The organism is Mangrovibacterium diazotrophicum, from assembly GCF_003610535.1.
In the GTDB taxonomy this organism is placed as follows: Bacteria; Bacteroidota; Bacteroidia; order Bacteroidales; family Prolixibacteraceae; genus Mangrovibacterium; species Mangrovibacterium diazotrophicum.
In genome coordinates this window covers 3,162,605-3,188,135 of the sequence record NZ_RAPN01000001.1, presented here as the reverse complement: position 1 = coordinate 3,188,135, position 25,531 = coordinate 3,162,605, and the positions used below count along the sequence as shown (strand labels likewise).

Annotated in this window: 18 protein-coding genes; 5 read left to right on the top strand and 13 right to left on the bottom strand. The window is 45.6% G+C overall.

Annotated elements, in window-relative coordinates:
* Window positions 1–14: 14 nt before the first annotated feature.
* From BC643_RS12530 to BC643_RS12480, 10 genes are all read right to left on the bottom strand, one after another.
* Entirely contained in the window at window positions 15–1,784 is a 1,770-nt protein-coding gene (locus tag BC643_RS12530; RefSeq protein ID WP_120273414.1) for a sensor histidine kinase, read from the bottom strand.
* Window positions 1,785–1,817: 33 nt separating this feature from the next.
* Entirely contained in the window at window positions 1,818–2,498 is a 681-nt protein-coding gene (locus tag BC643_RS12525; RefSeq protein ID WP_120273413.1) for a response regulator transcription factor, read from the bottom strand.
* 1 nt (window position 2,499) lies between these two features.
* Window positions 2,500–3,186, bottom strand: coding sequence for a phosphate signaling complex PhoU family protein (locus BC643_RS12520; RefSeq protein WP_120273412.1), 687 nt, complete (start codon window positions 3,184–3,186; stop codon window positions 2,500–2,502).
* A 34-nt stretch (window positions 3,187–3,220) separates the two neighbouring features.
* Complete coding sequence (gene pstB, locus BC643_RS12515) at window positions 3,221–4,003, bottom strand: phosphate ABC transporter ATP-binding protein PstB (protein ID WP_211338047.1); 783 nt, start codon at window positions 4,001–4,003, stop codon at window positions 3,221–3,223.
* A 16-nt stretch (window positions 4,004–4,019) separates the two neighbouring features.
* Window positions 4,020–4,907, bottom strand: a complete 888-nt coding sequence (gene pstA, locus BC643_RS12510) for a phosphate ABC transporter permease PstA (protein ID WP_211338046.1) — start codon at window positions 4,905–4,907, stop codon at window positions 4,020–4,022.
* An 11-nt stretch (window positions 4,908–4,918) separates the two neighbouring features.
* On the bottom strand, window positions 4,919–5,770 hold the full coding sequence (pstC, locus tag BC643_RS12505; protein ID WP_120273410.1) for a phosphate ABC transporter permease subunit PstC: 852 nt from the start codon (window positions 5,768–5,770) through the stop codon (window positions 4,919–4,921).
* A 79-nt stretch (window positions 5,771–5,849) separates the two neighbouring features.
* Entirely contained in the window at window positions 5,850–6,902 is a 1,053-nt protein-coding gene (gene pstS, locus BC643_RS12500) for a phosphate ABC transporter substrate-binding protein PstS (RefSeq protein WP_120273409.1), read from the bottom strand.
* A gap of 11 nt (window positions 6,903–6,913) precedes the next feature.
* On the bottom strand, window positions 6,914–7,882 hold the full coding sequence (locus tag BC643_RS12495) for a hypothetical protein (protein ID WP_120273408.1): 969 nt from the start codon (window positions 7,880–7,882) through the stop codon (window positions 6,914–6,916).
* A gap of 385 nt (window positions 7,883–8,267) precedes the next feature.
* A complete protein-coding gene (gene metK / locus BC643_RS12490) occupies window positions 8,268–9,521 on the bottom strand; it encodes a methionine adenosyltransferase (protein ID WP_120273407.1) in 1,254 nt (417 codons plus the stop codon).
* A gap of 485 nt (window positions 9,522–10,006) precedes the next feature.
* Window positions 10,007–11,011, bottom strand: a complete 1,005-nt coding sequence (locus tag BC643_RS12480) for an LLM class flavin-dependent oxidoreductase (protein WP_120273405.1) — start codon at window positions 11,009–11,011, stop codon at window positions 10,007–10,009.
* A gap of 127 nt (window positions 11,012–11,138) precedes the next feature.
* On the opposite strand from BC643_RS12480, the gene BC643_RS12475 reads away from it, so the two are divergent.
* Window positions 11,139–11,630 (top strand): TlpA family protein disulfide reductase, encoded by a 492-nt coding sequence (locus tag BC643_RS12475; RefSeq protein ID WP_147377217.1) that lies wholly within the window; start codon window positions 11,139–11,141, stop codon window positions 11,628–11,630.
* A 79-nt stretch (window positions 11,631–11,709) separates the two neighbouring features.
* Here the strand turns inward: BC643_RS12475 and gldA are convergent, their stop codons facing one another.
* Window positions 11,710–12,621, bottom strand: coding sequence for a gliding motility-associated ABC transporter ATP-binding subunit GldA (gene gldA, locus BC643_RS12470; RefSeq protein ID WP_120273403.1), 912 nt, complete (start codon window positions 12,619–12,621; stop codon window positions 11,710–11,712).
* Between the two features lie 281 nt (window positions 12,622–12,902).
* Here gldA and ispG point away from each other — a divergent pair, with 281 nt between their 5' ends.
* Entirely contained in the window at window positions 12,903–14,768 is a 1,866-nt protein-coding gene (gene ispG, locus BC643_RS12465) for a (E)-4-hydroxy-3-methylbut-2-enyl-diphosphate synthase (protein WP_120273402.1), read from the top strand.
* A gap of 3 nt (window positions 14,769–14,771) precedes the next feature.
* Here ispG and BC643_RS12460 read toward each other — a convergent pair whose 3' ends face one another.
* Together BC643_RS12460 and BC643_RS12455 are read right to left on the bottom strand one after the other, a co-directional pair.
* Window positions 14,772–15,383 (bottom strand): HAD family hydrolase, encoded by a 612-nt coding sequence (locus BC643_RS12460; RefSeq protein ID WP_120273401.1) that lies wholly within the window; start codon window positions 15,381–15,383, stop codon window positions 14,772–14,774.
* Window positions 15,384–15,460: 77 nt separating this feature from the next.
* Window positions 15,461–18,352, bottom strand: a complete 2,892-nt coding sequence (locus BC643_RS12455; protein ID WP_120273400.1) for a helix-turn-helix and ligand-binding sensor domain-containing protein — start codon at window positions 18,350–18,352, stop codon at window positions 15,461–15,463.
* Window positions 18,353–18,565: 213 nt separating this feature from the next.
* Here BC643_RS12455 and bglX point away from each other — a divergent pair, with 213 nt between their 5' ends.
* From bglX to BC643_RS12440, 3 genes are read left to right on the top strand one after another with little or no spacing between them, the layout of a single operon-like run.
* Window positions 18,566–20,779, top strand: coding sequence for a beta-glucosidase BglX (gene bglX, locus BC643_RS12450; RefSeq protein WP_120273399.1), 2,214 nt, complete (start codon window positions 18,566–18,568; stop codon window positions 20,777–20,779).
* Between the two features lie 30 nt (window positions 20,780–20,809).
* Window positions 20,810–23,998, top strand: a complete 3,189-nt coding sequence (locus BC643_RS12445; protein ID WP_245994934.1) for a SusC/RagA family TonB-linked outer membrane protein — start codon at window positions 20,810–20,812, stop codon at window positions 23,996–23,998.
* Between the two features lie 19 nt (window positions 23,999–24,017).
* Window positions 24,018–25,526 carry a RagB/SusD family nutrient uptake outer membrane protein gene (locus tag BC643_RS12440; RefSeq protein WP_120273398.1) on the top strand — a complete coding sequence of 503 codons (1,509 nt, stop codon included), beginning with the start codon at window positions 24,018–24,020 and terminating at the stop codon, window positions 25,524–25,526.
* Window positions 25,527–25,531: the final 5 nt, after the last annotated feature.

Below are 25,531 nucleotides of genomic sequence, written 5' to 3'. Positions count from 1 at the left end.
TTTAACAAGTTAAGCTAGCTTTTTGAAAGGGAGAACAGGAATTCGAGGCCTCCTTCGGGGCGATTTCGAACTGATATTTCACCTTTATGCAGGCCAACGGCATTCTTCACGATAGCCAGTCCCAGGCCGGTTCCACCGGTATCGCGGGTGCGACCTTCGTCAACGCGGTAGAAACGCTCGAAAATACGGGTTAAATGCGCTTCCGGGACGCCCTTTCCACTATCCGAATAGCTGAAGTAGTAGAACTTCTCATCTTCCAGGTATTGGCGGATTCGGATCGTTACTTTCGGTCCGGCATAGTTGATACTGTTTTCGATGAAGTTTTGGAAAATCGACGACAGCAAACTATCATTTCCGTAGACGGTGACTTTTTCATTGATGTCTAGATCCAGTTTGATTTCTTTTTTGTTGATGCGCGACTCGAGGTTTTCGATAACATCGTTGATCAGCGGGCGAAGTTTCACTTGTTTAAACTCGAACAGGTCGCCGGCATCTTCGATATTATTTAGCAACGAAATATCGTTCAGCAATTCGTTGAGGCGTTCACTTTGCAGGAAGGCACGCTCGATGAAATAATGCATTTTGTCCTCCGGTACATTCTTGTTGGAAAGAATTGTTTCCAGGTAACCTTTAATCGACGCCAACGGTGTTTTTAGCTCGTGGGCGATGTTCGAGGTCAGCTGTTGTTTCAGCAGGCGGCGTTTTTCCGGCCGTGTGATATCTTCGATCAGTACTTCGAAACTGCGGTCGGCAAACACAATCCCCTGGACCCGGAAGAACATTTCATTTTTTTCCACGGTAATCTGTACATGTGGCGGGTTTTTGGGGTTGATAACCGTTCCCGGTTTCAGGTATGCCTCAATTTTTTCAATCAACTCAGCAAATTCCGGAATTTCAAACAGCGATTCCGCCGAGATGGTTGAATGTTCCGAAATCATGTTGATGAATTGAATAAAGTGGTTGTTGGCCAGTATTTTTTCTTTGTTGGTTGTAAAAAAGGCAATCCCTTCGTTCAATGCGTAAAGGTGGTTGAACAGCCTTTCTTTTTCAGCACTCAAATCGTCTTTGGCACGCTTCAGGCGGTTGTAGATACGAACAATCTGAAGCTGAATATCGCCAAACTCTGAATCCGGGAATTTGAAATTCGGATCAATGTCTTCTTCTTTGCCGGCACGCACAGCAAAATCGCGCAGCTTGGTAATGAATTCGCCAAGGCGTTTGGTTACCAGATACAGCATAAGCCACATGAGCAGGAACAGGGCGATCATGAAGAAAATGAATACCCGCGATGCTTTCAGGAAATGCTGAATTTTGATGTTGTAAAGAGCCGCGCAACGAATAAAGTAGGTGTCGTAGTTACGGGCGTAATAATAGAAATCCTGACCAGTGGTGGCTGAGTGCCGGATATTGGCGCCGCGTTCGTTGTAAAGTGCCTTTTGTACTTCGGGGCGCTGAAGGTGGTTTTCCATGGCCGTGTATTCTTCAACAAAACTATCGAACAACACGACGCCCTTCATGTCGATGACTGTAACACGCATTTCAGGGTCTGGTACCAGGTAAACGATCGAATCCAACTCACCGAAATCACCCGTCTCGTTCAGCTTGTGGTGCTTGATGTACGCGTTGGTCATGTTGGCAACGTTGTCTAGCGTGCTTTCCAGTTCGCTGCGGCGGTATTCCTTTTCGCGGCTGTATTGAAATGCCAGGATAGACAAGGTGAAAACCGTGAATGCACTAAAAAAGTAAATGAAAATGCGTTGTTGATATGTTCGTTGTTTTAGCACGGCTAAACTGTTTTAAAGTGAATAAGCAATGAATTATTTCTCAAAGCAATAACCATATCCGGAGCGACCGATGATTTGGCTACCGTAGTCACCAATCTTTTTTCTCAAGCGAGCGATGTTCACATCGACGTTCCGTTCGGTCACGATCACGTCGTTGCTCCAAATGCGGTCGAGTATTTCCTGGCGGCTGATGAATTTACCTTTGTTGCGGAGCAGCAGCGCCAAAATTTCAAATTCTTTCCGGGTCAGAGCCACCGCTTCAGCATCGATCGAAACCATTTTGCGGTCTACGTCCACCTTCATCTCCTCGTGTTCAAGAGTTGTTGACGGCTGTTCGGTTGCCCGGCCGCGTTTCAGGATGGCACGGATGCGCACGATAACTTCCTTGATGGAGAATGGTTTTACAATGTAATCGTCGCCGCCCACATTGAAGCCGGTCAGCAAATCATTCTCCGAGGTTTTTGCGGTCAGGAAGATGATTGGTACATCCAGCTTGTGCTCTTTGCGAACGATGTCGGCCATTTTATAACCCGACATGCCGCCCATCATCACATCCAGGAGAATGAGGTGATAGGTTTCCAGTGGCTTTGTCAAAGCTTCCTCCGCAGAAGCAGCCACGTCAATTTGAAACCCTTCACTGGATAAGTTGAATTGGAGGATTTCTCTCAGATCCTGCTCGTCATCAACAATTAATATTTTAGGTATAAAATCCATATTATTCTTCTATGTTATGGTGTCTGATATCTTTTCCTTCAACAGCATAAATCGTTGCTTCGGCAATGTTGGTTGCGTAGTCGCCAATACGCTCGAGGTTGCTCATCATTTCTTTTAAAGTAACCATGCTTGTTAGCAAGTGCTTGTCTGTTTCGGCACTGTTGGTTTTTTTGACCAGTTTTTTCAACAGCTTCGAATTCACTTCGTCCATCACATCGTCATTCTTAATGGTCCAGATAGCAAATTCAATGTCATTATTTGAGAACGCCCAAAGCGATTTACGTACCATCTCGACACTCAGGATAGCGGTGTTCGAGAAAATCTCGTGGAAGGAGTCGTAAAGCTCAGGGGTCTTAATTTTCTTGATGAAATTGGAAACATTGATCACCCGGTCGCCAATGCGTTCAAGGTTAATCAGGATCCGGTAGCACGACATTAACTTTCTCAATTCGGATGCAAACGGATTCTGCAACACGATGGTGTTGACAATCTTGTCGCTGATTTTAACCTCGAGCTGATTGATGGACTCCTCATTTTTGTTGAGTTGAGCCAGCATTTCATCCGAGATATTCAGTTCGCCCGAGGTAATAATGTGCTCCATGTTGTCGAGCTGCTCGAGGACTACATTGGCCAGCTTTTCAAAATCGTTGAAGATTCCTTGGATTGCCTCGTCTTTTTTTATGGTCATGGTCGAAAATTTTTAAGTTAAGTGTATGGGTTGATTAACCAAATTTACCGGTCAGGTATTGCTCGGTTCTCGGGTCTTTCGGATTGGTAAACATATTTTTTGTCTTGCCGTATTCCACCAACTCTCCAAGATACATAAATAAAGAGTAATCTGAAATACGGGCCGCCTGCGTCATGTTGTGCGTTACCAGGATGATGGTGTAGTTCTCCTTCAGCTTCACCAAAAGGTCTTCAATTTTCGAAGTGGCAATCGGGTCGAGGGCTGAAGTTGGCTCATCCATTAAAATGATTTCAGGGCCAAAAGCCAGTGCGCGGGCAATGCACAAACGTTGCTGCTGACCACCCGAAAGGAAGGTTCCTTTTTTGTGCAGGGTGTCTTTCACCTCGTCCCAAAGGGCTACGTCGCGCAGGGAGCGTTCCACGATTTCCTCTTTCTCATTTTTCTTCAATCGAATGCCGTTTAGCTTGTAACCCGCGATCACATTTTCGAAAATGCTCATGGTCGGAAAAGGGTTGGGGCGTTGGAACACCATTCCCATTTCACGGCGCAGCTTAATGGCAGGCACATCGTAAATGTTTTCGTCGTGGATCAACACTTTCCCTTCGGTGCGGATGTTGTCGTAAAGCTCGTGCATGCGATTCAAGGCACGCAGCAAAGTACTTTTTCCACAACCCGAAGGTCCCATGATCGCCGTTACGGTGTTCTTTTTTATGTCGACTGAAACATTTTTTACAGCTTTGTTCTTGTCGTAATAAACGCTAAGATCCTGAATGCTCAGTGCTGGATTTTTTATTTCAGCAATTGTATCTGTTACCATTTCTCTTGAGTTCTGTTTATTTTGTTTTCTTAGCAATTTGCTTCGAAATCATGTTCAATACTAAGACCAGAATCATCAGCATCAGCGATGAGCTCCAGATCAGGTCAATCATGTTTGGGTCGTTGTAAAATTCCCAGATCAACAGTGGTACGGCACTGGTTGGCTTGGTAATGTCAAGGTTGATCATCGAACTTCCCAGTGCAGTCAGCATCAATGGAGCCGTTTCGCCCAAAACGCGCGAAATACCCAGTAGAATTCCGGTGAAAAGTCCGCTGAACCCGGTTGGGATCAAGACCCTTAAAATGACTTTGTGATAAGGCGTTCCCAATGCCAGCGCAGCTTCTTTCAGGCTGTTGGGAATCATCTTCAATGTTTCTTCGGTTGAACGTACAATCATGGGCAGCATCATGATGGATAGCGAAACGCTACCGGCCAATGCGGAATACCCGTTTGTAACGTGTTTTACAACCCACAGGTAACTGATCAAACCCAAAACGATGGAGGGAACCCCCTGCATCACATCCGAAAGGCTTCGGGTAAAATTGGCCAGTCGTTTACCTGGATTTTCATATAAATAGATGCCGATAATAATACCGACAGGAATGGCGATAGCAGCGGCTAAAACAACCATGATTAATGTACCAACAATACCGTTGGCAATACCGCCCGGAATGCGTTCTCCGTTGGCAATGGCGGTCATGGCTGAATAGGTGTCCGGTGTATTTTTAATCAGGAAATCGAGGCTGATTTGGCGGTAACCTTTGCGCACCAGTTCGCCGATGATTAAAATAATCGGGGAGACGGTGACCAGCGAGAAGAAAACAACCATGCCAAGAACAAGTTTGTCCTTTAATTGGCGGCGTTTCGATGTGTCCTGAAGTCGTATGTTTTCTGTTGTGTTCACGTTTTCGACTTTTATTGCATCCGTTTAATAATCAGTTTTCCGATTCCGTTCACAATTGCTGTGATCAGGAAGAGCAGCAGACCGATGGCGATCAGGGAACTTAATTTAAGTCCGTCGGCTTCACCAAATTGGTTGGCAATCACACTGGCCATAGAGTTGCCGGTTCCGAAAAGGCTATCCGGAACTTTGTTTGAGTTACCAATCAGCATGGTTACAGCCATGGTTTCGCCCAATGCGCGCCCAAACGATAGAATGTAGCCGGCAATAATTCCGGAGTGCGCGCTAGGGATGGTCACCGTTTGGATCACTTCGAGACGGGTTGCTCCCAGTGAATAGGCAGCTTCTTTCAGGTCGTTGGGAACCATCGCGATAATCTCGTTACTCAGCGAGGTTGCATACGGAATGATCATGATGGCGAGGATGAGGCTGGCGGTAAAAACGCCAAATCCCTGGCTACCGATCCCGAGTTCGATCATCAATGGGCGCAGGACGTAAAAGCCCCAAAGTCCGTAAACGATTGACGGGATACCTGCCAAAAGGTCGACCAGCATGCTCAAAATGCGGGCAACACGGGTTCCTTTGAAATATTCACCTAAAAAAAGCGAGGCTGAAAAGGATAGGGGAAGACTGATGAGAAGAGCCAGAATGGATGAAATCAATGTTCCGGCGATAAACGGCAGTGCACCGTAGTTTTCTTTTCCGTAAGTCGGATCCCAGTTATTGGAGAAAATGAATTTAAACCCGAAGGTTTTGAATGCAGGAATGGATCCCATTACCAATGAGTAAACCATTCCTGCAGCCACAATTATTAGGATAAATGAGCCAAGGGATAAAACCAGTCGGGTTATTTTATCACTATTCATAAACAAGCTTCAATTTTCAGTTTTTATTCTGGATTGAATTTGAGGAGCGTGTTCCGGTCGCTCAATTATCCGGTTTAATTTATAAAGGGTTTCCGTTGTAAGTAACGGTGCTCAAAATCGCTTTTGCTTTTTCTACTGCTGCAGCGGGTAGCGGAGCGTAGTGTACTTTCGGAGCTTCGTTTTGTGCTTTTTCGCTTACCATCCATTTCAGCAAGTCAACGGTTTGTTTGGCTTGGTCTTCCGAACGGTTGTTGTAAGCTTGGTCTTTGTAGAAAATCAACCAGGTGAAACCGCTGATTGGGTATGACGCCGGATCAGATGAGTTGGTCAACATGATGCGGGTGTCAGCTGGGATTTCGCCTTGAGCAGCAGCGCTGATTGTCTCGATTGTTGGCAAAACATAGTTACCGGCTGAGTTTTGAACTTTTGCCATTGAAATTTTCTGAGCAAAAGCAAATTCAGAACCGATGTAGCCGATTGAACCTGCTGTTTGGCTGATGGTACCGGCAACGCCTGGGTTTCCTTTAGCGCCCATTCCTACAGGCCAGTTCAATGATTTGCCAACACCAACCTGGCTAGCCCATTTCTCGCTGATTTTAGTCATGAAGTCGGCGAAAATCTGAGTTGTACCGCTACCGTCTGAACGGTGTACAACAGTGATGTCCATCGCTGGAAGCGTTACGCCTTCGTTGTTTGAAGTGATTTGAATGTCGTCCCATTTGGTGATGTCACCCATGAAGATTTTTTCCAGCAAATCGTTCGACAATTTCAGAGAGTCAACTCCCGGAATGTTAAACGCGATAACAACAGCACCCATACAAGTTGGGATGTGTAATACTTCACCCGGCATTTCAGTCAATTGCTCATCGTTCAGATAGCCGTCGGTTGCACCGAAGTCAACAACCTGGTCTTTCAGGCTGCGGATACCACCGCCAGAGCCGATACCACCGTAGGTGACGGTCGATCCGGTTTCTTCGCCGTATTGTTTGAAGACCATGTTGTAGAATGGCAGCGGGAATGTTGCACCTGCAGCTGTCAGGTCTACAGCTTTACCTTCTGTTGTTTTTTTCGAAGAGTTTGAACAACTGCTAAGTAGAGCAACTGCTAAAACCAGGGTTAATAACTTTCTCATGATAGATTGTATTAGAATTTAATTTCGCAATTCAATAAGACTCCTGTTGTGAAGGCTTGGCTATCGTCAGCAGGACTCCATCCGGTAAGTGTTGGTGCCAAACGCACGCCTTTTACAGGGCTGTATTCCATACCTGCAATAAACAGGTCTCCGTCGCTTGACAAGTTCCAGTCGTCTTTCGACATTCTTTTGTCGTAACGACCGAATACAGATACTTTTTTAGATGGTTTTAAATTGATGTAAGTTGAAATACCGTCCTGGTCTTCACCAGCAACGAATGAGGTATTGTTGCGTTGGTTATATTCGAAACCAAGCGAGAATTTTTCTGCTTTATAACCGGCAAAAAGTGCCAGGGTTGTCATTGTTTCATCTTTGCTGATGAAATCGTAATAAGCACGAAGTGTTAGCTTTTTAACAGGATCGATGGTTGCTCCGAATCCTACACGCAGTGCGCTGTCTTTCTGCATACTTTTATAGCCTTCACCATTTGCGATGAAAACATCGGCACTAACAGCATCGCTGAATTTGTAGGCTGCCTTAATTCCAAGGTCGCGGCTCGAGCTGTATTTGTATAGATCCTGGTATGATTTGGCAACGTACCGGTAGCCCCAGAAATTTTCCTGCATATTGTATGCGTTGGCGGTGATAACACCAAAATCGACTGTAAAACCGTGGTCGCTGTATTCCAGGTAGGCGTTACGGGCAAAAGCGGTGAAGTCGAGGCTACCTCCGTCTTTCGGATTTTCAATGTCGTAACATACCCTGGCTGAGATTACCGGGCTGAACTGGTATTTGTAACCGAGTTCAAGGCGGGTGAGGTTAAAACCTGAGGCAGATTCTCCGTCAGATATCGTCGTGTAGAAGTTCGTGAAGACTGATCCGTACATCTTACCTGTTGGTTTAAATTCGTCGGTTGTCTGAGACATGCCGATAATAGCCATGCAGAGCATAGCAAATGTGATGATTACTTTGCGTTTCATATATACTTAAGATTGAAAAGGTTAATTCCTGTGACAGAATTCGGAAGCAAATCAAGATCTATTTCGTTACAGCCGGATTAATGAAATATTACAAAACGATTAATTGTGTTTTTGGATAATGTTTTTTTAGAAATTTACCGCTGTTTACGTTCAGTCAATCAGAATGTTGTGGTATGTTGCAAAAATATTACACGATGTAATGTTTATCGACATATTCTTGGAATTGTGCTGCTGATACTGGCAGAGAAATCTGCAAGCTGTAACATTTGCGTAACCGTTTTTAGCCGGATTTGGATGGGAGAAGCGTTCAGCAAAAGGCCGTTTTTAAAATAGAAAAGCCCGACCTGATAGGCCGGGCTCGGTATTTTTGTTTGCGGTAAGCGGATTAAATGCCGAATACTTTTTTGATTTCGATAACGTAGTCGAGTTTCTCCCAGGTAAACAACTCTACTTCTTTTTCAAGTTTGCCCCAATAGGGTGATTCGAATACTTTGGTAACGGTTTGCGGCGTACGACCCATGTGACCGTAAGCAGCTGTTTCTCGGTAAATCGGGTTACGCAGTTTCAGGCGCTCTTCGATAGCTGCCGGACGTAAGTCGAATAGTTTTTCAACTTCGCGGGCAATGGCGCCATCGTCCATTTTTACATTGGCAGTTCCGTAGGTATTCACATAGACACCTACAGGCTGAGCGACGCCGATAGCGTATGCCAACTGCACCAAAATCTCGTCGGCAACACCTGCTGCTACCAGGTTTTTGGCAATGTGACGCGATGCGTAAGCGGCTGAGCGGTCTACTTTCGACGGGTCTTTACCCGAGAAGGCACCACCACCGTGAGCACCTTTGCCACCGTAAGTATCTACAATGATCTTACGGCCGGTTAAGCCTGTATCTCCGTGCGGCCCGCCAATGACGAATTTACCGGTTGGGTTGACATGATATTTAATGTCTGATCCAAACAAAGCCTGAACACGCTCCGGCAATTGGGCAATTACGCGAGGCATCAAAATATTGATAACGTCTTCTTTGATTTTCGCCAGCATCGGTTCGTCGGCATCAAACTCGTCGTGTTGAGTCGAAACCACGATGGCTTCAACACGCTTCGGAGAGTTGTCGTCGTTGTATTCAATGGTTACCTGCGATTTCGAATCGGGACGCAGGTAGGTCATTACTTTTTCTTCGCGGCGGATTACAGCCAGTTCCTTCAAAATGCGGTGCGAAAGTTCCAGCGGCAGTGGCATATAATCTTCGGTATCCTTGCAGGCATAACCGAACATCATTCCCTGGTCGCCGGCACCCTGGTCCATTTTGTCAACTTTGTCAACGCCACGGTTAATATCATCACTCTGTTCGTGAATAGCAGTCAGCACACCGCACGAGTCACCGTCGAAACGGTAAGCGGCTTTCGTGTATCCAATTTCGTTAATCACTTTACGGGCTGTTTCCTGCACATCCACGTAAGTCTTCGATTTTACTTCGCCGGCCAACACCACCTGTCCGGTAGTTACCAACGTTTCAATGGCTACTTTTGAGTTCGGGTCAAATGCCAGAAATTCATCCAGCAGGGCATCAGAAATTTGGTCAGACACTTTATCCGGGTGCCCTTCTGATACCGATTCGCTTGTAAATAGATAGCTCATATCTGTCTTTAACTATTAAAATTTGCCTGCCTGTTTGAGCAGTTACAAATGAATTGATTCAACAAGTTGTGTGTGGATGAATTGGATTGAAAGGAATGCCTCAAAAGGTAAAGCGACTGCTTTAGCATTTTTTTATGTGGTTGCAATCAATCTCAAATTTGTCCACAAATACGGCGGCAAATGTAATATCTTTTTTTTGTTTGCCAAACAACTGGAAATCATATTCAATTCGCTGACGAGCGAGAGATCGAATTGTTTCGCTTTTTCGTAACTCCCATAGTTCTTTCAAACCGGTCGGTCTGCTTGCAGTATATCAGGGTAGAAACCGGAATTATCAAATGTAAATGCCGATAAATTTTAGTATCGGCTTCGCCCCGATGGCGCAGGTTTGTGACCTGTGTTCTGCTTTGGTGAAGCAAGTGTCAACGCTGTTCACCAGGCAACTTTGAGTCATCCGATGAATAGGGAGATAGGCCCCCAATTGTTTACAGGTTTTGCACCAGCTCCGAAAAAATCCGGTACGAGTCCACTCGTTTTTGTTGGTCGTAGATGTGCGATGAAACAATGATTTCGTTGGCGCTGGTGTGTCCAAGTATTTGCTGTAATTCCCGTTTGATCCGTTTTCTTCCACCAATGAGCGAGCAGGCTAGCATCAGGTCAATCCGATCCTTGATGATTCCCCAGTTTTCGTAACCCAGGTCATGGGTTGGTGGCTGCATCAACTCGCGGCGACCGGTAACAATACCCAGGAAACTTCGTCGCATGGTGCTGGCCAGGTATTCGGCTTCGTCATCGGTCTCAGCAGCGACGACCTGGCTACCCACAATCACATACGGCTCTTCCAGTTGAGCGGATGGCTTAAAGTTTTGTCGGTAAATGTTGATGGCCGGGATCAGTTGCTGCGGTGCAAAGTGGCTGGCAAAGGCGTAAGGCAATCCTAACTCAGCGGCGAGGTAGGCACTGTCGGTGCTCGAACCGAGAATCCAAACCGGTACGTCGGCACCTTCGGATAAAACAGAGCGAACGGCCGCTTTGCTGTTTTCCGGCGAAAAGTATTGTTGAATCTTGCGCACTTCGTTCGGAAAATCCTGCGCAGCGCGCATGCGATCATAGCGCAGTTCGGCGGCGGTCACCTGGTCGGTTCCCGGTGCTCGGCCCAGTCCCAGGTCAATTCGTCCGGGGTAGAGGGCTGCCAAAGTTCCAAACTGCTCAGAGACGATTAAAGGCGAGTGGTTGGGCAGCATGATACCGCCGGATCCTACCCGGATTGATTTTGTGCCTTGAGCGATGTATCCAATAATGATTGAAGTGGCTGCACTGGCAACACTGATAATGTTATGATGTTCGGCAACCCAGTAGCGGGTGTAACCAAATTTCTCGGTTTGTTGGGCTAGTTCGAGACTGTTTCTTAGGGCATCGGCTGGGGTTGAGCCTTCGGCTACCGGTGCTAAATCCAACACCGAAAAGGCGATTTGTTTTCTGCTTTCCATTCTGTTTTCTCCTTAGGCTGTTTATAACAATGCAGCGCGTGAATTGATTAAATTTTGTGATAAAACGGAGACCGGTAATCTTTGTACTGGTTCGGATGTTTATCTTTCGTCAACAATTCGAACACAAATGAAAATGAATAGACGGATGTTGCTCATAATTTTCGTAGGGGCTTTGATCGCCGGGGTTGCCGGAGCATTCTACCTGAAGCGTCATTATTTCGATTCCATGAGTCTGAGTCGGCTTAATCTGGTTGATCTGACAGGTGAAAAGGTTGATCCGAAACTGTTTGTTGGAAAGCCCGTCGTTTTGGTTTTCTGGGCAACCTGGTGCCCGTCCTGTCGGAAAGAGTTACCCGAATTTGATCGCGTTAGAAAAAGCTTGGGGGACGATGTCCTGTTTGTTGCGATATCGGACGAAGATTTAGGTGAAATCAATGAGTTTGTGAGAAGCAAAGAATACGGATTCGATTTTTACAAAAGTGATAGCAACCTGCTTTTTTACGGAATCCGGACAATTCCCCGGACATTCTTTTTCGATGCAAAAGGCAAACTGGTTGCCGAAGCTCAAAAATTGATTACCGCCGACGAACTGCTCGGGTATATCAAACAAATTCAATAGATCTGTGTCTGCGTAGGTCTTCCTGCAGCGATGGAGTGCTTGAGTGCAAGTAAAACCATCAATAGGGAATTAGCAGAGCTTAGTTTTTTGTTAGCTTGTGGAAGATATTTTCGAGGCTGGTTTGTTGTTCCTGAAGTGTCAAAATAGTCAGTCCCTCGTCTACGGCAAAACGAAATAATTCCGGTCGAATATCTTCATCGCCCGGTGCATGTACCAATAAGCTGTTTGGTGAGATTGTGACAATTTTAACAAGTTTCAGGCGCGATGGCAGCATCTCCGGGCTGATCGTTTCAGCAAATTCAATCAACACTTGTTGAGTCGAAAACAGCTTGCCGCTTTTTAGGTTTTCTACCGGGTTGTCCGCAATCAACTTTCCCTTGTTGATAATGAGAACACGGTTACAAATCGCTTCCACCTCCTGCATGATATGTGTCGAAAAAAGCACGGTTTTCTCGCGGCTGATTTCGCGGATCAGGGCACGAATGTCTTCCAGCTGGTTCGGGTCGAGACCTGTTGTTGGCTCATCCAAAATCAGGATTTTCGGATCGTGAATCAAAGCTTGTGCAAGACCAACCCGTTGGCGGTATCCTTTGGAGAGCGCGCCGATTTTTTTGTGTTGCTCGGGACCGAGCCCTGTCATCTCAATAACACGTTCAGCCTGCTTTTTCTTGTTGTCCAGCCGATACATACCAGCTGTCAGTTGCAGGTATTCTTTGATGTACAGATCGGTGTAAAGCGGATTGTGTTCCGGGAGGTAGCCTACTTGTTGCCGGATACGGTGATTGTCGGGCGAAACTTCTTCGCCGTTGATCTCAACTTTTCCCTCGTCGGCAGCCAGGTAGCCGGTAATAATTTTCATCAGGGTTGATTTGCCGGCACCGTTCGGACCGAGAAAACCAACCAGTTCTCCGCTGTTTAGTTCGATACTGAGATTATCAACAGCTTTTTGCTTCCCGTAATATTTCGAAATATTGTCGATCCGGATACTCATGGATGTAAGTTTGATTCCAAAAATAAAGAAATCGGGACGATTTGGTTAAATATTGATGTCTCAAATTTAATTTTCAGGTAATCTCTTTTTCCCGCAATTCCGCTTCCTTTGCGCGAAAACACACTAACAAATATCCTTTTTTATTGAAAGCCAACGAAAAATCAGTTAAAGTGTCGGGTAGTAGCCGGAAAATGGTCTAATTTCTTATAAATTAGGTCTGGACATTTTGTATTTATTAACTTTAATTTAACTTTGTGGCTCTCAAAAATGCTTGACTGACTATGGAAGATCGGAATTTTAATTACATCAAAGATTTGACAAAGTATCAACGCCAGCAAACCTCTGTGGTACAGGTTGGTAAGATACCAGTGGGGGGAGATTATCCGATCAGAATTCAGTCGATGACTGATACCGATTCAAAAGATACCGACGCGACAGTAGAGCAAATTATTCGTATTATCAAAGCTGGTGCCGACTATGTTCGGGTGACAGTAAAGGGTATGACCGATGCGGAAAATTTGAAAAATATCAAGCGGGAGCTCGTTGCTCGCGGCTACGAAAACTCACTGATTGCCGACGTTCATTTCAACCCGAAATTGGCAGAGATTGCTGCCAAGTATATTTCGAAGATTCGGATCAATCCGGGAAACTTCTACGATAAACGCGCTCGTTTCGAGCAGCATATTTATTCAGACGAAGAGTATAAGGAAGAACTGCAAAAGATCGAGGAACAGTTTGTTCCATTTTTGGAAGTTCTTAAAGAGACCAATACAGCGCTGCGAATTGGTGCAAACCAGGGATCGCTTTCTGACCGCATCATGAGTCGTTACGGCGATACGCCTGCGGGCATCTCTGAGTCGGTGATGGAGTACCTGCGGATTTGTAAGAAAGTTGATTTCAACAACGTCGTGATCTCGATCAAATCCAGCAATACCCGCATGATGGTGTACACCGTTCGGTTGCTCAACAAGCGGATGCGACTGGAAGACATGGAGTATCCGTTGCACCTGGGAGTCACCGAGGCCGGCGAAGGCGAAGATGGCCGTATCAAATCGGCTGTTGGTATTGGTGCACTGTTGGTCGACGGTATTGGCGATACCATTCGTGTGTCGTTAACCGAGGCTCCTGAACGGGAGATTCCGGTGGCAAAGAAGATGGTCAACCACATTAAAACGTATCAAAATCACCAACCTATAACAGCTCCGCTTTTTGCTCAAATCAATCCGTTTGAGTATGAAAAGCGCTCAACTCGGCCTGTGATGAACATGGGAGGCAAGCAGCTTCCTGTTGTAATTGCAGATTTGCGTGACCGTAGCTTGTCGGAAATTCTGCCGCTGAGAGGCAAGCAGATTCCTGAATATTTCTTCGACCGGGACCAGATTCTGGATCTGGAAGGCAACGCTTACCCGATTCTGGATTTGGAGGAATACCTGTTTGGCGGAAGCCACTGGGGACAGATGAAATTCATCCGAACCAACAAGATGGAGTTTGACCGCTTTATGTCCGAAAATCCGGAAATCATCATGAAGCTGAAGCAAACGCGCAAAACGGTTCTCATTCTCGAGAGTTTCAACAAAAACCCGTATGCAGAGCTTCGTGCTTTCTTCATGACGCTGGAATCGCACATCTGGAAAGTGCCGGTGATCATTTTGCGTTCGTACAAGGAAAGCAGCCTGGAAGACCTTCAGATTAAAGCATCAATCGATTTGGGAGGTCTGCTGTTGGATGGTTACGGAGATGGTATTTGCATTACCAACGAAGGAGATAACATTACTTTCACAGACTTGAAAGATCTGAGTTTCTCGATTCTGCAAGCGAGCCGCATGCGTGTTTCGAAGACCGAGTTTATCAGCTGTCCGGGCTGTGGTCGCACGTTGTTTGATCTGCACGAAACAACCCGAAAGGTAAAAGCACACTTTAAACACCTGAACCACCTGAAAATTGGCGTAATGGGATGTGTGGTCAACGGTCCCGGCGAGATGGGAGACGTTGATTACGGATTTGTTGGTGCCGGAAACGGAAAAGTTAACCTCTACAAAGGACAGTCGTTGAAGAAGCGCCACATTCCGTACGAGAATGCCGTTTATGAATTGGAAAACCTGATTCGTGACAACGGCGATTGGAGCGAGCCGGAAGAACAGAACTAATCGTTAGAAAAAAGATAATAAATCAGATTCGGGTGTGAGCCAAATGGTGTTCATGCCCGTTTTTTTTGCGCTTTCAATATTGGCATCCGAGTCATCGACAAACAGTGTTTCTTCCGCTTTCAGTCCGGCATCGTTCAGTACAAAATCAAAAGAAGCCGGATCAGGCTTGCGCAAACCAATTTCGCTTGAGTAATAATCCTTCTCAAACAGTTCGGATAATTCGTGTTGGAAAGTCCGCTTGAAAAGTCCTTGGAAATGGCGGATGTGGATGGCGTTGGTATTCGAAAACAGGAAAACGCGGTAGTTGGCCGAGAGTCTCCGAACCAGCTCAATTCGTTCGGGGAAATACTCCAGAATCATGGCACACCAGGCGTTGTCGATGGTTTCGTTTGAAACAGGTTGAGGCAACAATTCCTGAATGCCAGTTCGAAATTGCTCATCACTTAACTTGCCGGCTTCCATTTCCAGGAAAACGGGGTGGTTGTAGCCCCAGCCTCCGGGACGGATCATCTCGGGCATTCCCAGTTCGCGAAAGGCCTGAATACTTCGTTGCGCATCAATTTGTAACAGCACACCTCCCAGGTCGAAGATGATATTTTTATACGTGTTTGCCATTGTTTCGGATTTTGGGGTTGTAGCGCAAATCTAATAAACCAAGGGGATATTACGGCATAAACTGTTCGGTTCAGTTTCTAGAGCGATTGGATGAAATCGGAAAGATTGTCATCGTGCCCCAGGTTTAGTTTTTTGCGCAACCGGTACCTGGCCGTTTCAATGCTCCTAATAGATGTATTAAACAGGGATGCCATTTCTTTGCTGCTGAGACCCATGCGTAAGTACGCGCAAAGCTTACGATCATTCATCTTCAGATGTGGAAATTGTTCGGTGAGTTTCTTCATGTAGTTGACATACACGAGGTTGAAGTTTTCCTCGAATTTTTCCCAGTTTTCATCCTCCTTTATATTGGAATGAATGCTCTTGTGGATATTCTGGATTTTGCGGTTCAGCGTATGTGTTGCTTCCTGATGCCGTATTCCGTTTGAAATTTCGGAGAGGTCATTGTCGAGCATTTGAAGCATGTCGTTCTTGCGAATCAGGTTCATCGTTGAATCGGCAAGTAAGCTGGTTTTATGCTTCAATTCGATTTCAAGCTCTTCTTTTTTCATTTGTATCAGCTCCTTTTCCTTTTTCTGACGTTCAATTTCCAGTTGCGTTTCGCGTTCGCGCAGTTGGCGTTCGCGACGCATTTCAATCTCGTGAATTCTCCGGTCGTAGCGATTTTTCAGAAACTTGAAAATATAAAACATCATAATGATGAAAGTTACCAGGTAGATGGCGTAAGCGAGCAACGTCTCATACCACGCCGGAAGAACGGTGAACTTGATCATTGTTTCCTGAACCACGCCTGTTGCCATATTGTGGCCGCGAAGGTGAAAAGTGTAGGAGCCTTTTCTCAGCTGGGTGTACTCTTTGGAGACAGCGTCCTGCTGATTGGTCCACTCGTTGTCGTAGTTTTCAAGATAACAAGAAAAGGATATCGATTTGTCGGAGCTGTATTGGGGCCAGACGTACTCTATTTTAATGGAGTTCTGGTCGTGCGGGATTTGAATATTTTTCTGGACATTTTTAGTGGTTCCGGCGTAAAAAATGGTGTCGGTGGATTTCGTTCCAAGAATACGGCGTATTAGTATTTGGGCATCGTTCCTTTTGGAGATATAGTCGTTGTTGACACTGATAAATCCGTTTTCGACGTTGAATATCGTGTGGTTTTCATCGATGAAATCAATATGGCCGAGGTTGGCCTGTAGTCTTTTGGCGATACTTCGGAAAGTTAGTGTATCAGTCTCGTAGTTGCCGGTGCTGTCTCTCTTGGCAAGGGATAAGGAACCGGTGTTTACGGCCCAGATATCGCGCCGCGGGGTTTCGATGAGGCGAAGCGGATGTTCCAGTGATTGGAATGTCGCATTAAGCTTTGCGTCTTTGACGAGTTTTCCGCTTTCGCTGTCGTAGCGATAAAAGCCATCGGCAGAGGAGATGTAAATTTTGCCGTCGATCTTCGAAATGATGTTGTTGTCGTTTGTCGGGAGTTCGTTCTCCGAGCTGTAAAACTTCATCTTTACAACCGTTGTGAGGTCATCCGACAACCACAGATGATACACTCCTTTTTGCCAGTGCGACACCCAGATGCTACCATCTGAGTCTTCCTCAAATGCTGTGCTCGTTTCGTTGAATCCTTCCACCCGGTTTGAAAACACCCATTGGTTCTCAACCTCCTTTAAAATGTAAAGGCCCTGATAATCGCAGGATAATACAGATCCCGGATGGTGATGAAGTTCTTTGAAGTCCCATGTACCTTCAGGTCCAGGTATTTTGCGGGCCTCAGTTCCGGTAATTTGGTACGCACCGTCATCATTTCCGCACAGCACCGAATGGGAGATATTGCGGAGACTCCAGGCCTGTCCGGTCATGTTCGCCAGAAGTTGAGGCTGGGGCGGTATCGGGGTATCCGGCATTGGAAACGGAGTAAAGAACAGCCCTTGATTTGTCGCGAGGTACAATTTGTTTTCAAAAATCAGAGACGAGTAACCGGTACCGTTTTGATTGTTGTGACCGAAGAGTTCTTTGTATGGTGCCTCCGTGAGCACGTAAGATATTCCCTGATCCAGCCCAAGCCAGATGTTATTGAGGCTGTCAAAGAATAAGGACAACACCGTATTGTTCTGTAAGCCGGTGGATACATTGGCATATGAGTTTTGTCCGCTGCTAATATTCTTGACCACGAGTCCTCCTCTGACAGTGCCAAAGGCGAGCATGTCGCCGTGAATTGCACCACAAAATATCTGGTTGTTCTCCAGAAACGGACTTATATCAAGCATCAAAGGTGTGGTCGTAAATCCGTCATAGGTGTAGAGGCCATCCGATGCGGTGGCAAAAATAATCATCCCGTTAACGTAAGGAAGAATAGCTCTGACGCTTTTCCCCTGCAATAGATCCGTGTTGTTCATCGTGTGCAGCCGGTTGTTGAAAATGTAGTAGGTCGCCTCTTTGCACGCAATGATGATCTTGTCGTCGACAACAGTGGAAGTTTCTATCCGGTATTTTGTGTGAAAAACACTGAATTCCCCGTCTGGCTTTAGCAGGAAGATGTGCCGCTTGCACTGAAATGTGATCGCATCTTTGTATTTGTAGATATTCCATACTTCGTCAAAAGACTGTTCTTTCTCCGGTAAATTTATCGACAGTGACTGATAGGTCGTTTTAAAGGTAATCGAGTCAGTGTAGTAATAACCGAATTCATTGCTTGCTCCCGCATATATGTAATCTTGTTCCCCATCGTAATACAGAGAGCGTACATTGGTGTTGTTTGCTATATTGAACAGGAACCACCGGTCGCTATCATAGGTTAGCAACCCGCTGTTGTTGGCAAACAACATTCGCTTGTTATCCGTTTGAGAAATGCACCAGTTTTGTGTGCCGCCACCATATATACTTGTTGCAAAGTTTCGTATAGACGGTTGTTGTGCTGTTGTTTTATCTACCGAAACAAGGAGGATCAGGAATAAGATTATTAATGTTCTCGCCATACCATAAACTTAACTCAAATTCTACTACTAGTTGAGGTGGCGCTGATGTGTTATTTAGCATGATAAACTAATTAAGTGATTGAAATATAGAATTTAAAGTTATTAAAAGTGAGGCTTACATTTATTAAAAGTGAGTTTTTTGCGTAGTGTTTTTTTTGAATAGCGACATTGTTCAGGATAATTTCATGCTCTGAATTAATCTACGATTGAGCTATGAAAAAAACACTATTCATTCTTCTCATTTTGACGATTTCTATTTCTGTGAAAGCGCAGGGAATAGAAGAGAAGATCGATTCACTTATTTCTAGGATGACACTCGATGAGAAAATTGGTCAATTAAACCAATTGAGTTATGACAACATCGACAGTAATATTACCTCACAGGTTGAAAATGGAAATGTCGGTTGTATTCTGAATGAATTAGACGCTAAAATAATTAATGCGATTCAAAAAGTCGCGGTTGAAAAAAGTAGGTTACATATACCTATTGTATTCGCTCGCGATGTCATTCATGGTTTCAAAACAATTTTTCCGATTCCGTTGGGACAGGCTGCATCCTGGAACACAAAGGTTGCTGAAAACGGTGCTCGTGTTGCTGCAATAGAAGCATCGTCCGTGGGTATACGTTGGACATTTGCCCCGATGATGGATGTAACCCGCGACCCTCGCTGGGGACGTGTCGCGGAGTCGTGCGGAGAAGATCCTTACTTGACCACTGCCATGAGCTCCGCCATGATCAAAGGATTTCAGGGAGATGATCTCGCGGAGGCTACGTCAATTGCAGCCTGTGCCAAGCATTTCGCAGCTTATGGTTTTACCGAAAGTGGGAAGGATTACAACACCACACACATCACGGAACGAGAACTGCATGATGTGGTTTTACCTCCTTTTAAAGCGGCAGCCAATATGGGCTGTTCCACTTTTATGTGTTCGTTTAATGATATTGATGGAATTCCTTCCTCAGGTAACCGTCACTTATTAACGGATATTCTGCGTGATCAGTGGGGTTATGATGGCGTGTTGGATAGCGACTGGGCTTCTATCCAACAGATGATCACCTGGGGTTTCAGCGAAGATCTCTATCAGGCGGCCGTACAGGCTATGAATGCTGGCGTGGACATGGACATGGAAAGTTATGCCTTCGTACAACACTTGCCAGAAGCTTTAGCAAACGGAGATGTGAAGTTGGCAGATGTTGATGAAGCCGTACGTCGCATTTTAAGATTAAAGTTCCGATTAGGATTATTTGACAATCCGTATGTGGAGGTTTCGGATGATTCTAAATTTTATCTACCGAATTCATTGGAGCAGGCAAAAGAAGCAGCCATAGAAGGAGCTGTTCTTCTGAAAAATGACGGCATACTACCCTTGCAAAATGTAAGCAGTGTAGCTGTTGTTGGTCCGCTGGCAGACAGTGGCGCAGATCAGGTTGGTACCTGGTGTTTCGATGCGGAACCAGAGCACAGTGTGACTCCGCTAATGGCTATCCGCGATTTGTGCGGAAGAGACACCGAAGTTATTTACGAAGCAGGTTTGACCTACAGCAGGGACACGAATGAGGATGAGATGATGAAAGCGGTTGAAAGTGCTAAAAAGGCGGATGTCATTCTGTTTTTTGCTGGAGAAGAAGCTGTTCTTAGTGGTGAAGCGAGATGTCGGGCCGACATTTCGCTGCCGGGAGCACAATCCCAAATGCTCGACGAATTGAAGAAAACAGGCAAACCAGTAGTTATGATCGTAATGGCTGGCCGACCTCTTACAATTGGCGCCGAAGTTGAATTGGCTGATGCCACACTTTACGCGTTCCACGGGGGAACAATGGCAGGCCCGGCTTTGGCTGATTTGCTTTTCGGAAAGGCGGTCCCAAGCGGAAAGTTGCCAATCAGTTTCCCGAAAATGGTTGGCCAGGTGCCGGTTTACTATGCGCATCCCAACACGGGACGTCCCGCCGAGAATATCACTTTAATCAACGAAATTCCTGTTGGTGCCAAGCAGACTTCCTTAGGGTTTACGAGTTATTTTCTGGATGCAGGAGACGGGCCTTTGTTCCCCTTTGGTTACGGGAAGAGCTACACTACCTTTAGTTACGGCGATGTGAAACTTTCGGCCAATACCATGGCGATGGACGGGAGTTTGACAATTTCCTGTGAGGTGACGAATACAGGTAGCTACGATGGTAAAGAGGTCGTGCAGCTTTATATCCGGGACAAGGCCGGTTCTGTTGTTCGGCCGGTGAAAGAGCTGAAAGGTTTCCAAAAGCTATTCTTCAAAAAAGGCGAGACTAAAACAGTGTCCTTTCAGCTTTCTGCCTCTGATCTTGCTTTTACGCACAGCGATATGGAAAAATATGCAGAACCAGGGGAGTTCAGTGTTTGGATTGCTTCCGACAGCCAATCCGGCACTCCTGTTGTGTTCGATTTAAAATAGTACAATTTAACTAATCAAAACAGAATAAACATGAAAAGCTTCAAAGTCTTTTATTCTAATTACTTTGTGAGGTGTGCTTTGCTGGTTTTACTGATGACAGTATCGGCAGTTGCATTTGCTCAAAAGGTAGACATAACAGGAACCGTTACCGACGTTTCCAACGAACCGATTATCGGTGCAACTGTAGTCGTGGAAGGAACCAACGACGGCACTGTTACTGATGTAGACGGTAAGTTTAGATTAAGTGCCCAACAAGATGCAACACTGGTTATTTCATTCATCGGATATAAGTCCGAAACGGTGAAAGCGTCAGCTGGTAACCTCAAGGTTGTATTGACAGAGGATTTACAATCGGTTGATGAAGTGGTTGTGGTAGGTTACGGTGTTCAGAAAAAGAGCGTCGTTACAGCTTCCATCGCCAAAGTATCAGCCGATGATTTGACCAAAGTAAATCCGATTCGGGTTGACGATGCCTTAAAAGGATTGGCTGCCGGTGTGAGTGTTACTTCCGTATCCGGACAGCCGGGCGCTGGTTCTACAATCCGTGTTCGTGGTACAGGAACAATTAATAACTCCAGCCCACTTTATATTGTCGACGGGATGCCGGTTGACGATGGTATCGGTTATTTGAATCCGAACGATATCCAGTCGATAGAAGTGTTGAAAGATGCTGCATCTGGTGCGGTTTATGGAGCTCGCGCAGCCAACGGCGTTATTTTGGTGACTACCAAAAGTGGTAAAGCCGGTAAAGTGAGAGTTTCGTATGATTTTTCATACAGTCTGCAAAATCCCTGGCGTCAGCGCGACTTGCTCAACGCTACAGAATATGCCATTATGATGAACGAAGGCTCCTTGAACGGAGGAGGTAGTATTCTGTATAACGATCCTTATTCATACGGTACAGGAACTGATTGGCAGGATGAAGTTTTCTACAAGAACGCTCCGCAACAAAATCACCAATTAAGCATTAGCGGAGCCAGCGATAAAGTTGATTACTACGTGTCAATTGGCTATTTAAGTCAGGATGGTATCATCGGTGGTGATTGGGACCGGTCAAACTACGACCGTTTAAGTGTTCGAAGCAACACCAACTACACGGTGTTTGACGATTCGAAAGACCGCACATGGCTCAATAAAATGAAAGTGGGTGTGAATGCCAATTACTCACACATCAATCAACGGAGTATTACAGCAAACTCCGAGTTCGGTTCCATTTTGGGATCGGCGGTTACCTTGTCACCAATTTTGGGTGTTTACTATGCAACGCAGGAAGAAGAGGATGCTGCTTATGCCTATTATGAAGGAAACAGTGCCTTTACTGCGGTAACAGACGAAGACGGACGTTTGTACACCATCGCGGGATCTGACTATAACGAAATTACGAACCCGGTTGCTCAATTGTCCTTACCGGGCGCCAAGGACTGGACGGATAAACTGATAAGCAGTACTTATGCTGAACTTAGTTTGTGGAAATCGTTGAAGTTTAAAACAGCTTTGGGGATCGAACAAAACTGGTACGGCGAGGATGGCTGGACAAAAATGTATTACCTGAATAACAACAACAACGCGACCTATTCATCGGTGTATTCATCCATGAACAAGAGCCTTGTTTGGCAGCTTGAAAACACCTTGTTGTACGACTTCAAAATAAACGACCATAGTTTCAGCATCGTGTTAGGACAAAGTGCGCAAAAGAGTACCGGGCGTAGTGTTGGTGCATCTCGCCAGGATCTGATTGAGGAAGACGCGGATAAAGCAAACATCGATTTTGCCACAGGGCTGCAAGCTGATGGCAAAATGTCGGCATCAGGGGGTGAATGGGATCCGCACTCACTGAGTTCCATTTTTGGACGAATCAGCTATAACTATGCTGAACGTTACATGGCCCAGGTGACTGTCCGCCGCGACGGATCTTCCAATTTTGGAGCAAGTCACCGCTACGGGGTATTTCCATCGTTCTCGTTAGGATGGAACCTGACCAACGAAGCCTTTATGGAAGATCGCCCGGAATGGTTAACCAATTCAAAACTGCGTTTCTCCTGGGGGCGAAACGGTAACGAAAACATCGGAAGCTTTGGATACATCGCTTTGACGGCCACCGGGAATAATTACGTACTCGGGAGTGGTAGTTCTCAAGGCGCAGTTAGCGGTGTAACGTCGAATGTGATTCCAAACGCAGACCTTCGTTGGGAAGAATCGGAACAAACGAACGTCGGTCTTGATTTTGGTTTCTTCAAAAACGCGTTAACATTCAGCACCGACTATTACGTGAAGCGTACAAACGGTATGTTGATTACCATGCCAATTCCTTCATATAATGGAGACAATGCACCGACCGGTAACGTTGGTAAAATGGAGAATCGGGGGCTTGAATTTGAATTAGGCTATAAATTCAAAATCCACGATTGGAATTTCCAGGTTAATGCAAACACATCCTATGTGAAAAATAAACTGATTGACCTGGGTAACGAAAATGGTTACCAGGGATGGGATAATGTGCAAGGGCTTGGATATGTTTCTTACGCCGAAAATGGCAAAGAATTCCCTTATTTCTACGGATATAAATCGGATGGAATCTTCCAAAATCAGGCAGAGATTGGCGCATATGTAAATGCTGACGGCGAGGAACTGCAACCGGATGCTGCTCCCGGTGATGTTCGTTGGGTTGATGTGAACGGTGACGGAGTTATTGACAGCAACGATGAAACAAAGATTGGAAAAGGAACACCGGACTGGATCTACGGATTTTCGTTCAGTGCGAATTACAAAAACTTCGATCTCAGTATGATGATTCAGGGAACAATTGGCAATGATATTTACGATGCAACCCGCCGTGTAGATATCAACTCAGCCAACTTGCCAAGTTTCATGCTTAACCGTTGGACCGGAGAAGGTACTTCAAACAAATACCCAAGTTTCGCTTACAACGATCAGACAAACTGGGGTGTTTCATCTGACCTTTACGTGACTGATGGTTCTTACATGCGTTTGAAAAACGTCCAGCTGGGCTACACTTTGCCACAGAGTCTTTCAAACAAACTGTTTATTACGAATTTGAGGATCTACGTTTCAGCCGAAAACCTGCTAACATTTACTAAATATTCAGGTTTCGACCCGGAAATTTCAAATGGCTCTTCCTCAACCTATGGTTTGGGAATCGATCGTGGTCTTTATCCGCAATCAAGAACCTACACATTCGGATTTAACATTAATTTCTAATCAGCAAACCTGAATTATCATGAAAAAATATTTAATCATAGCAAGTTTGTCGTTGATATTTGGAATGATCTCTTGCAGTGATGACTTTCTGGATTTGGAAAGTCCCACAAAACTGACGATTGACGATTACTACACGACCGAAGCACGTATTTATGAAGCTTTGATTGCCGCATACAGCCCGCTGGAATGGTTCGACTGGGGTCAGGGCGAATACAACCCAATCAATATCATGTCGGATGTGATGGGCGACGACATGTGGTCCGGTGGTTCCAGTGCAACCGACAACGAATCCTGGCACCTTCAGGCCAATTACAGTGTAACGCCGATTAAAGTGATGTCCGGTATCTGGACTTCAGCTTATAAAGGTGTTCACCGTTGCAACAACGTCATGTACTACATGCCGGGAGTAACCGATATTGATGATGCCACCAAGAATTTGTACGAAGCAGAGGCCAAGGTATTGCGCGCCTACTACTATTCACTGTTGTGGAAATTCTGGGGAGCAGTGCCATATTACACCACAAACCTCACAGATCCCTACGTTAGTGGCAAAAGCCCGGCAGATGATGTTTACGAAGGAATTATTGCCGATTTGGAAGATGCCATTACAAACGGAGGCTTGCCCATGAAGCAAACAAACGCTTCGCTGGATGGTCGCGTAACATTGGCTACGGCTTATATGATCTATGCGGATGTGGTCATGTACCAAAACGACGATAGCCGCTACGCGCAGGCTCTTGCTTACATGAAAGGAATTATCGCCGACGGAAGTTATTCATTAACGGATGATTTTGCTGATATCTGGACCGAAGACGGAGAGTGGAACGACGAGTGCATTTTTGCGATCAATTATTTCAATGACGGTGCCAGTCGTAGCTGGAGCAATCCTTACTATGCAGGAGGTACCGTTCTTCCCCAGTTGATTAGCCCTTACGGTTTGGTTGACGGAACGGATGGCTTTAACCAGGGGTGGGGATTTGGACCGGTTCGCGAAGCAGTATACGATATGTATGATGATGGCGATACCCGCAGAGATGCGACTGTTCTTGATGCCCGCGAATACAGTTACACCGAACGTTATGAAGATACCGGCTTTTGGCTGAAAAAATATTGCGCCCGCACCGGTTACAACGACGGACAAATTGCTGATGCACAATTGAACTACGGTAACGACCTTCGCATTTACCGTTACTCCGAAACTTTACTGAACGCCGCTGAATTGCTTATTCAGACGGGGGGAAGTACCGGCGACGCTCAAACTTATTTGGATGAAGTTCGCACCCGAGCAGGTTTAACTGCTGGTTCTGCAACGGTATCCATCGACAATATCATTACAGAACGCCGCCTTGAATTTGTTGGCGAAGGAAAACGTTACTGGGATCTTATTCGCAGTGGCAAAGCAGCATCAACACTCACCGCTGGTGAATATCGCACTGTCAGCTGGACATCGAACAAAAAGTATCTGCCTATTCCGGATACTGAAATCAGTGCTTCTGATGGCCAACTTGAACAAAACACTGACTACTAATTAGC

Excerpts from the sequence above, each read along its gene's own strand:
- BC643_RS12525 (WP_120273413.1), bottom strand. The coding sequence starts at position 2,498 with ATGGATTTTATACCTAAAATATTAATTGTTGATGACGAGCAGGATCTG.
- BC643_RS12520 (WP_120273412.1), bottom strand. The coding sequence starts at position 3,186 with ATGACCATAAAAAAAGACGAGGCAATCCAAGGAATCTTCAACGATTTT.
- pstB (WP_211338047.1), bottom strand. The coding sequence starts at position 4,003 with ATGGTAACAGATACAATTGCTGAAATAAAAAATCCAGCACTGAGCATT.
- pstC (WP_120273410.1), bottom strand. The coding sequence starts at position 5,770 with ATGAATAGTGATAAAATAACCCGACTGGTTTTATCCCTTGGCTCATTT.
- pstS (WP_120273409.1), bottom strand. The coding sequence starts at position 6,902 with ATGAGAAAGTTATTAACCCTGGTTTTAGCAGTTGCTCTACTTAGCAGT.
- BC643_RS12495 (WP_120273408.1), bottom strand. The coding sequence starts at position 7,882 with ATGAAACGCAAAGTAATCATCACATTTGCTATGCTCTGCATGGCTATT.
- metK (WP_120273407.1), bottom strand. The coding sequence starts at position 9,521 with ATGAGCTATCTATTTACAAGCGAATCGGTATCAGAAGGGCACCCGGAT.
- BC643_RS12480 (WP_120273405.1), bottom strand. The coding sequence starts at position 11,011 with ATGGAAAGCAGAAAACAAATCGCCTTTTCGGTGTTGGATTTAGCACCG.
- BC643_RS12475 (WP_147377217.1), top strand. The coding sequence starts at position 11,139 with ATGAAAATGAATAGACGGATGTTGCTCATAATTTTCGTAGGGGCTTTG.
- gldA (WP_120273403.1), bottom strand. The coding sequence starts at position 12,621 with ATGAGTATCCGGATCGACAATATTTCGAAATATTACGGGAAGCAAAAA.
- ispG (WP_120273402.1), top strand. The coding sequence starts at position 12,903 with ATGGAAGATCGGAATTTTAATTACATCAAAGATTTGACAAAGTATCAA.
- BC643_RS12460 (WP_120273401.1), bottom strand. The coding sequence starts at position 15,383 with ATGGCAAACACGTATAAAAATATCATCTTCGACCTGGGAGGTGTGCTG.
- BC643_RS12455 (WP_120273400.1), bottom strand. The coding sequence starts at position 18,352 with ATGGCGAGAACATTAATAATCTTATTCCTGATCCTCCTTGTTTCGGTA.
- bglX (WP_120273399.1), top strand. The coding sequence starts at position 18,566 with ATGAAAAAAACACTATTCATTCTTCTCATTTTGACGATTTCTATTTCT.
- BC643_RS12445 (WP_245994934.1), top strand. The coding sequence starts at position 20,810 with ATGAAAAGCTTCAAAGTCTTTTATTCTAATTACTTTGTGAGGTGTGCT.
- BC643_RS12440 (WP_120273398.1), top strand. The coding sequence starts at position 24,018 with ATGAAAAAATATTTAATCATAGCAAGTTTGTCGTTGATATTTGGAATG.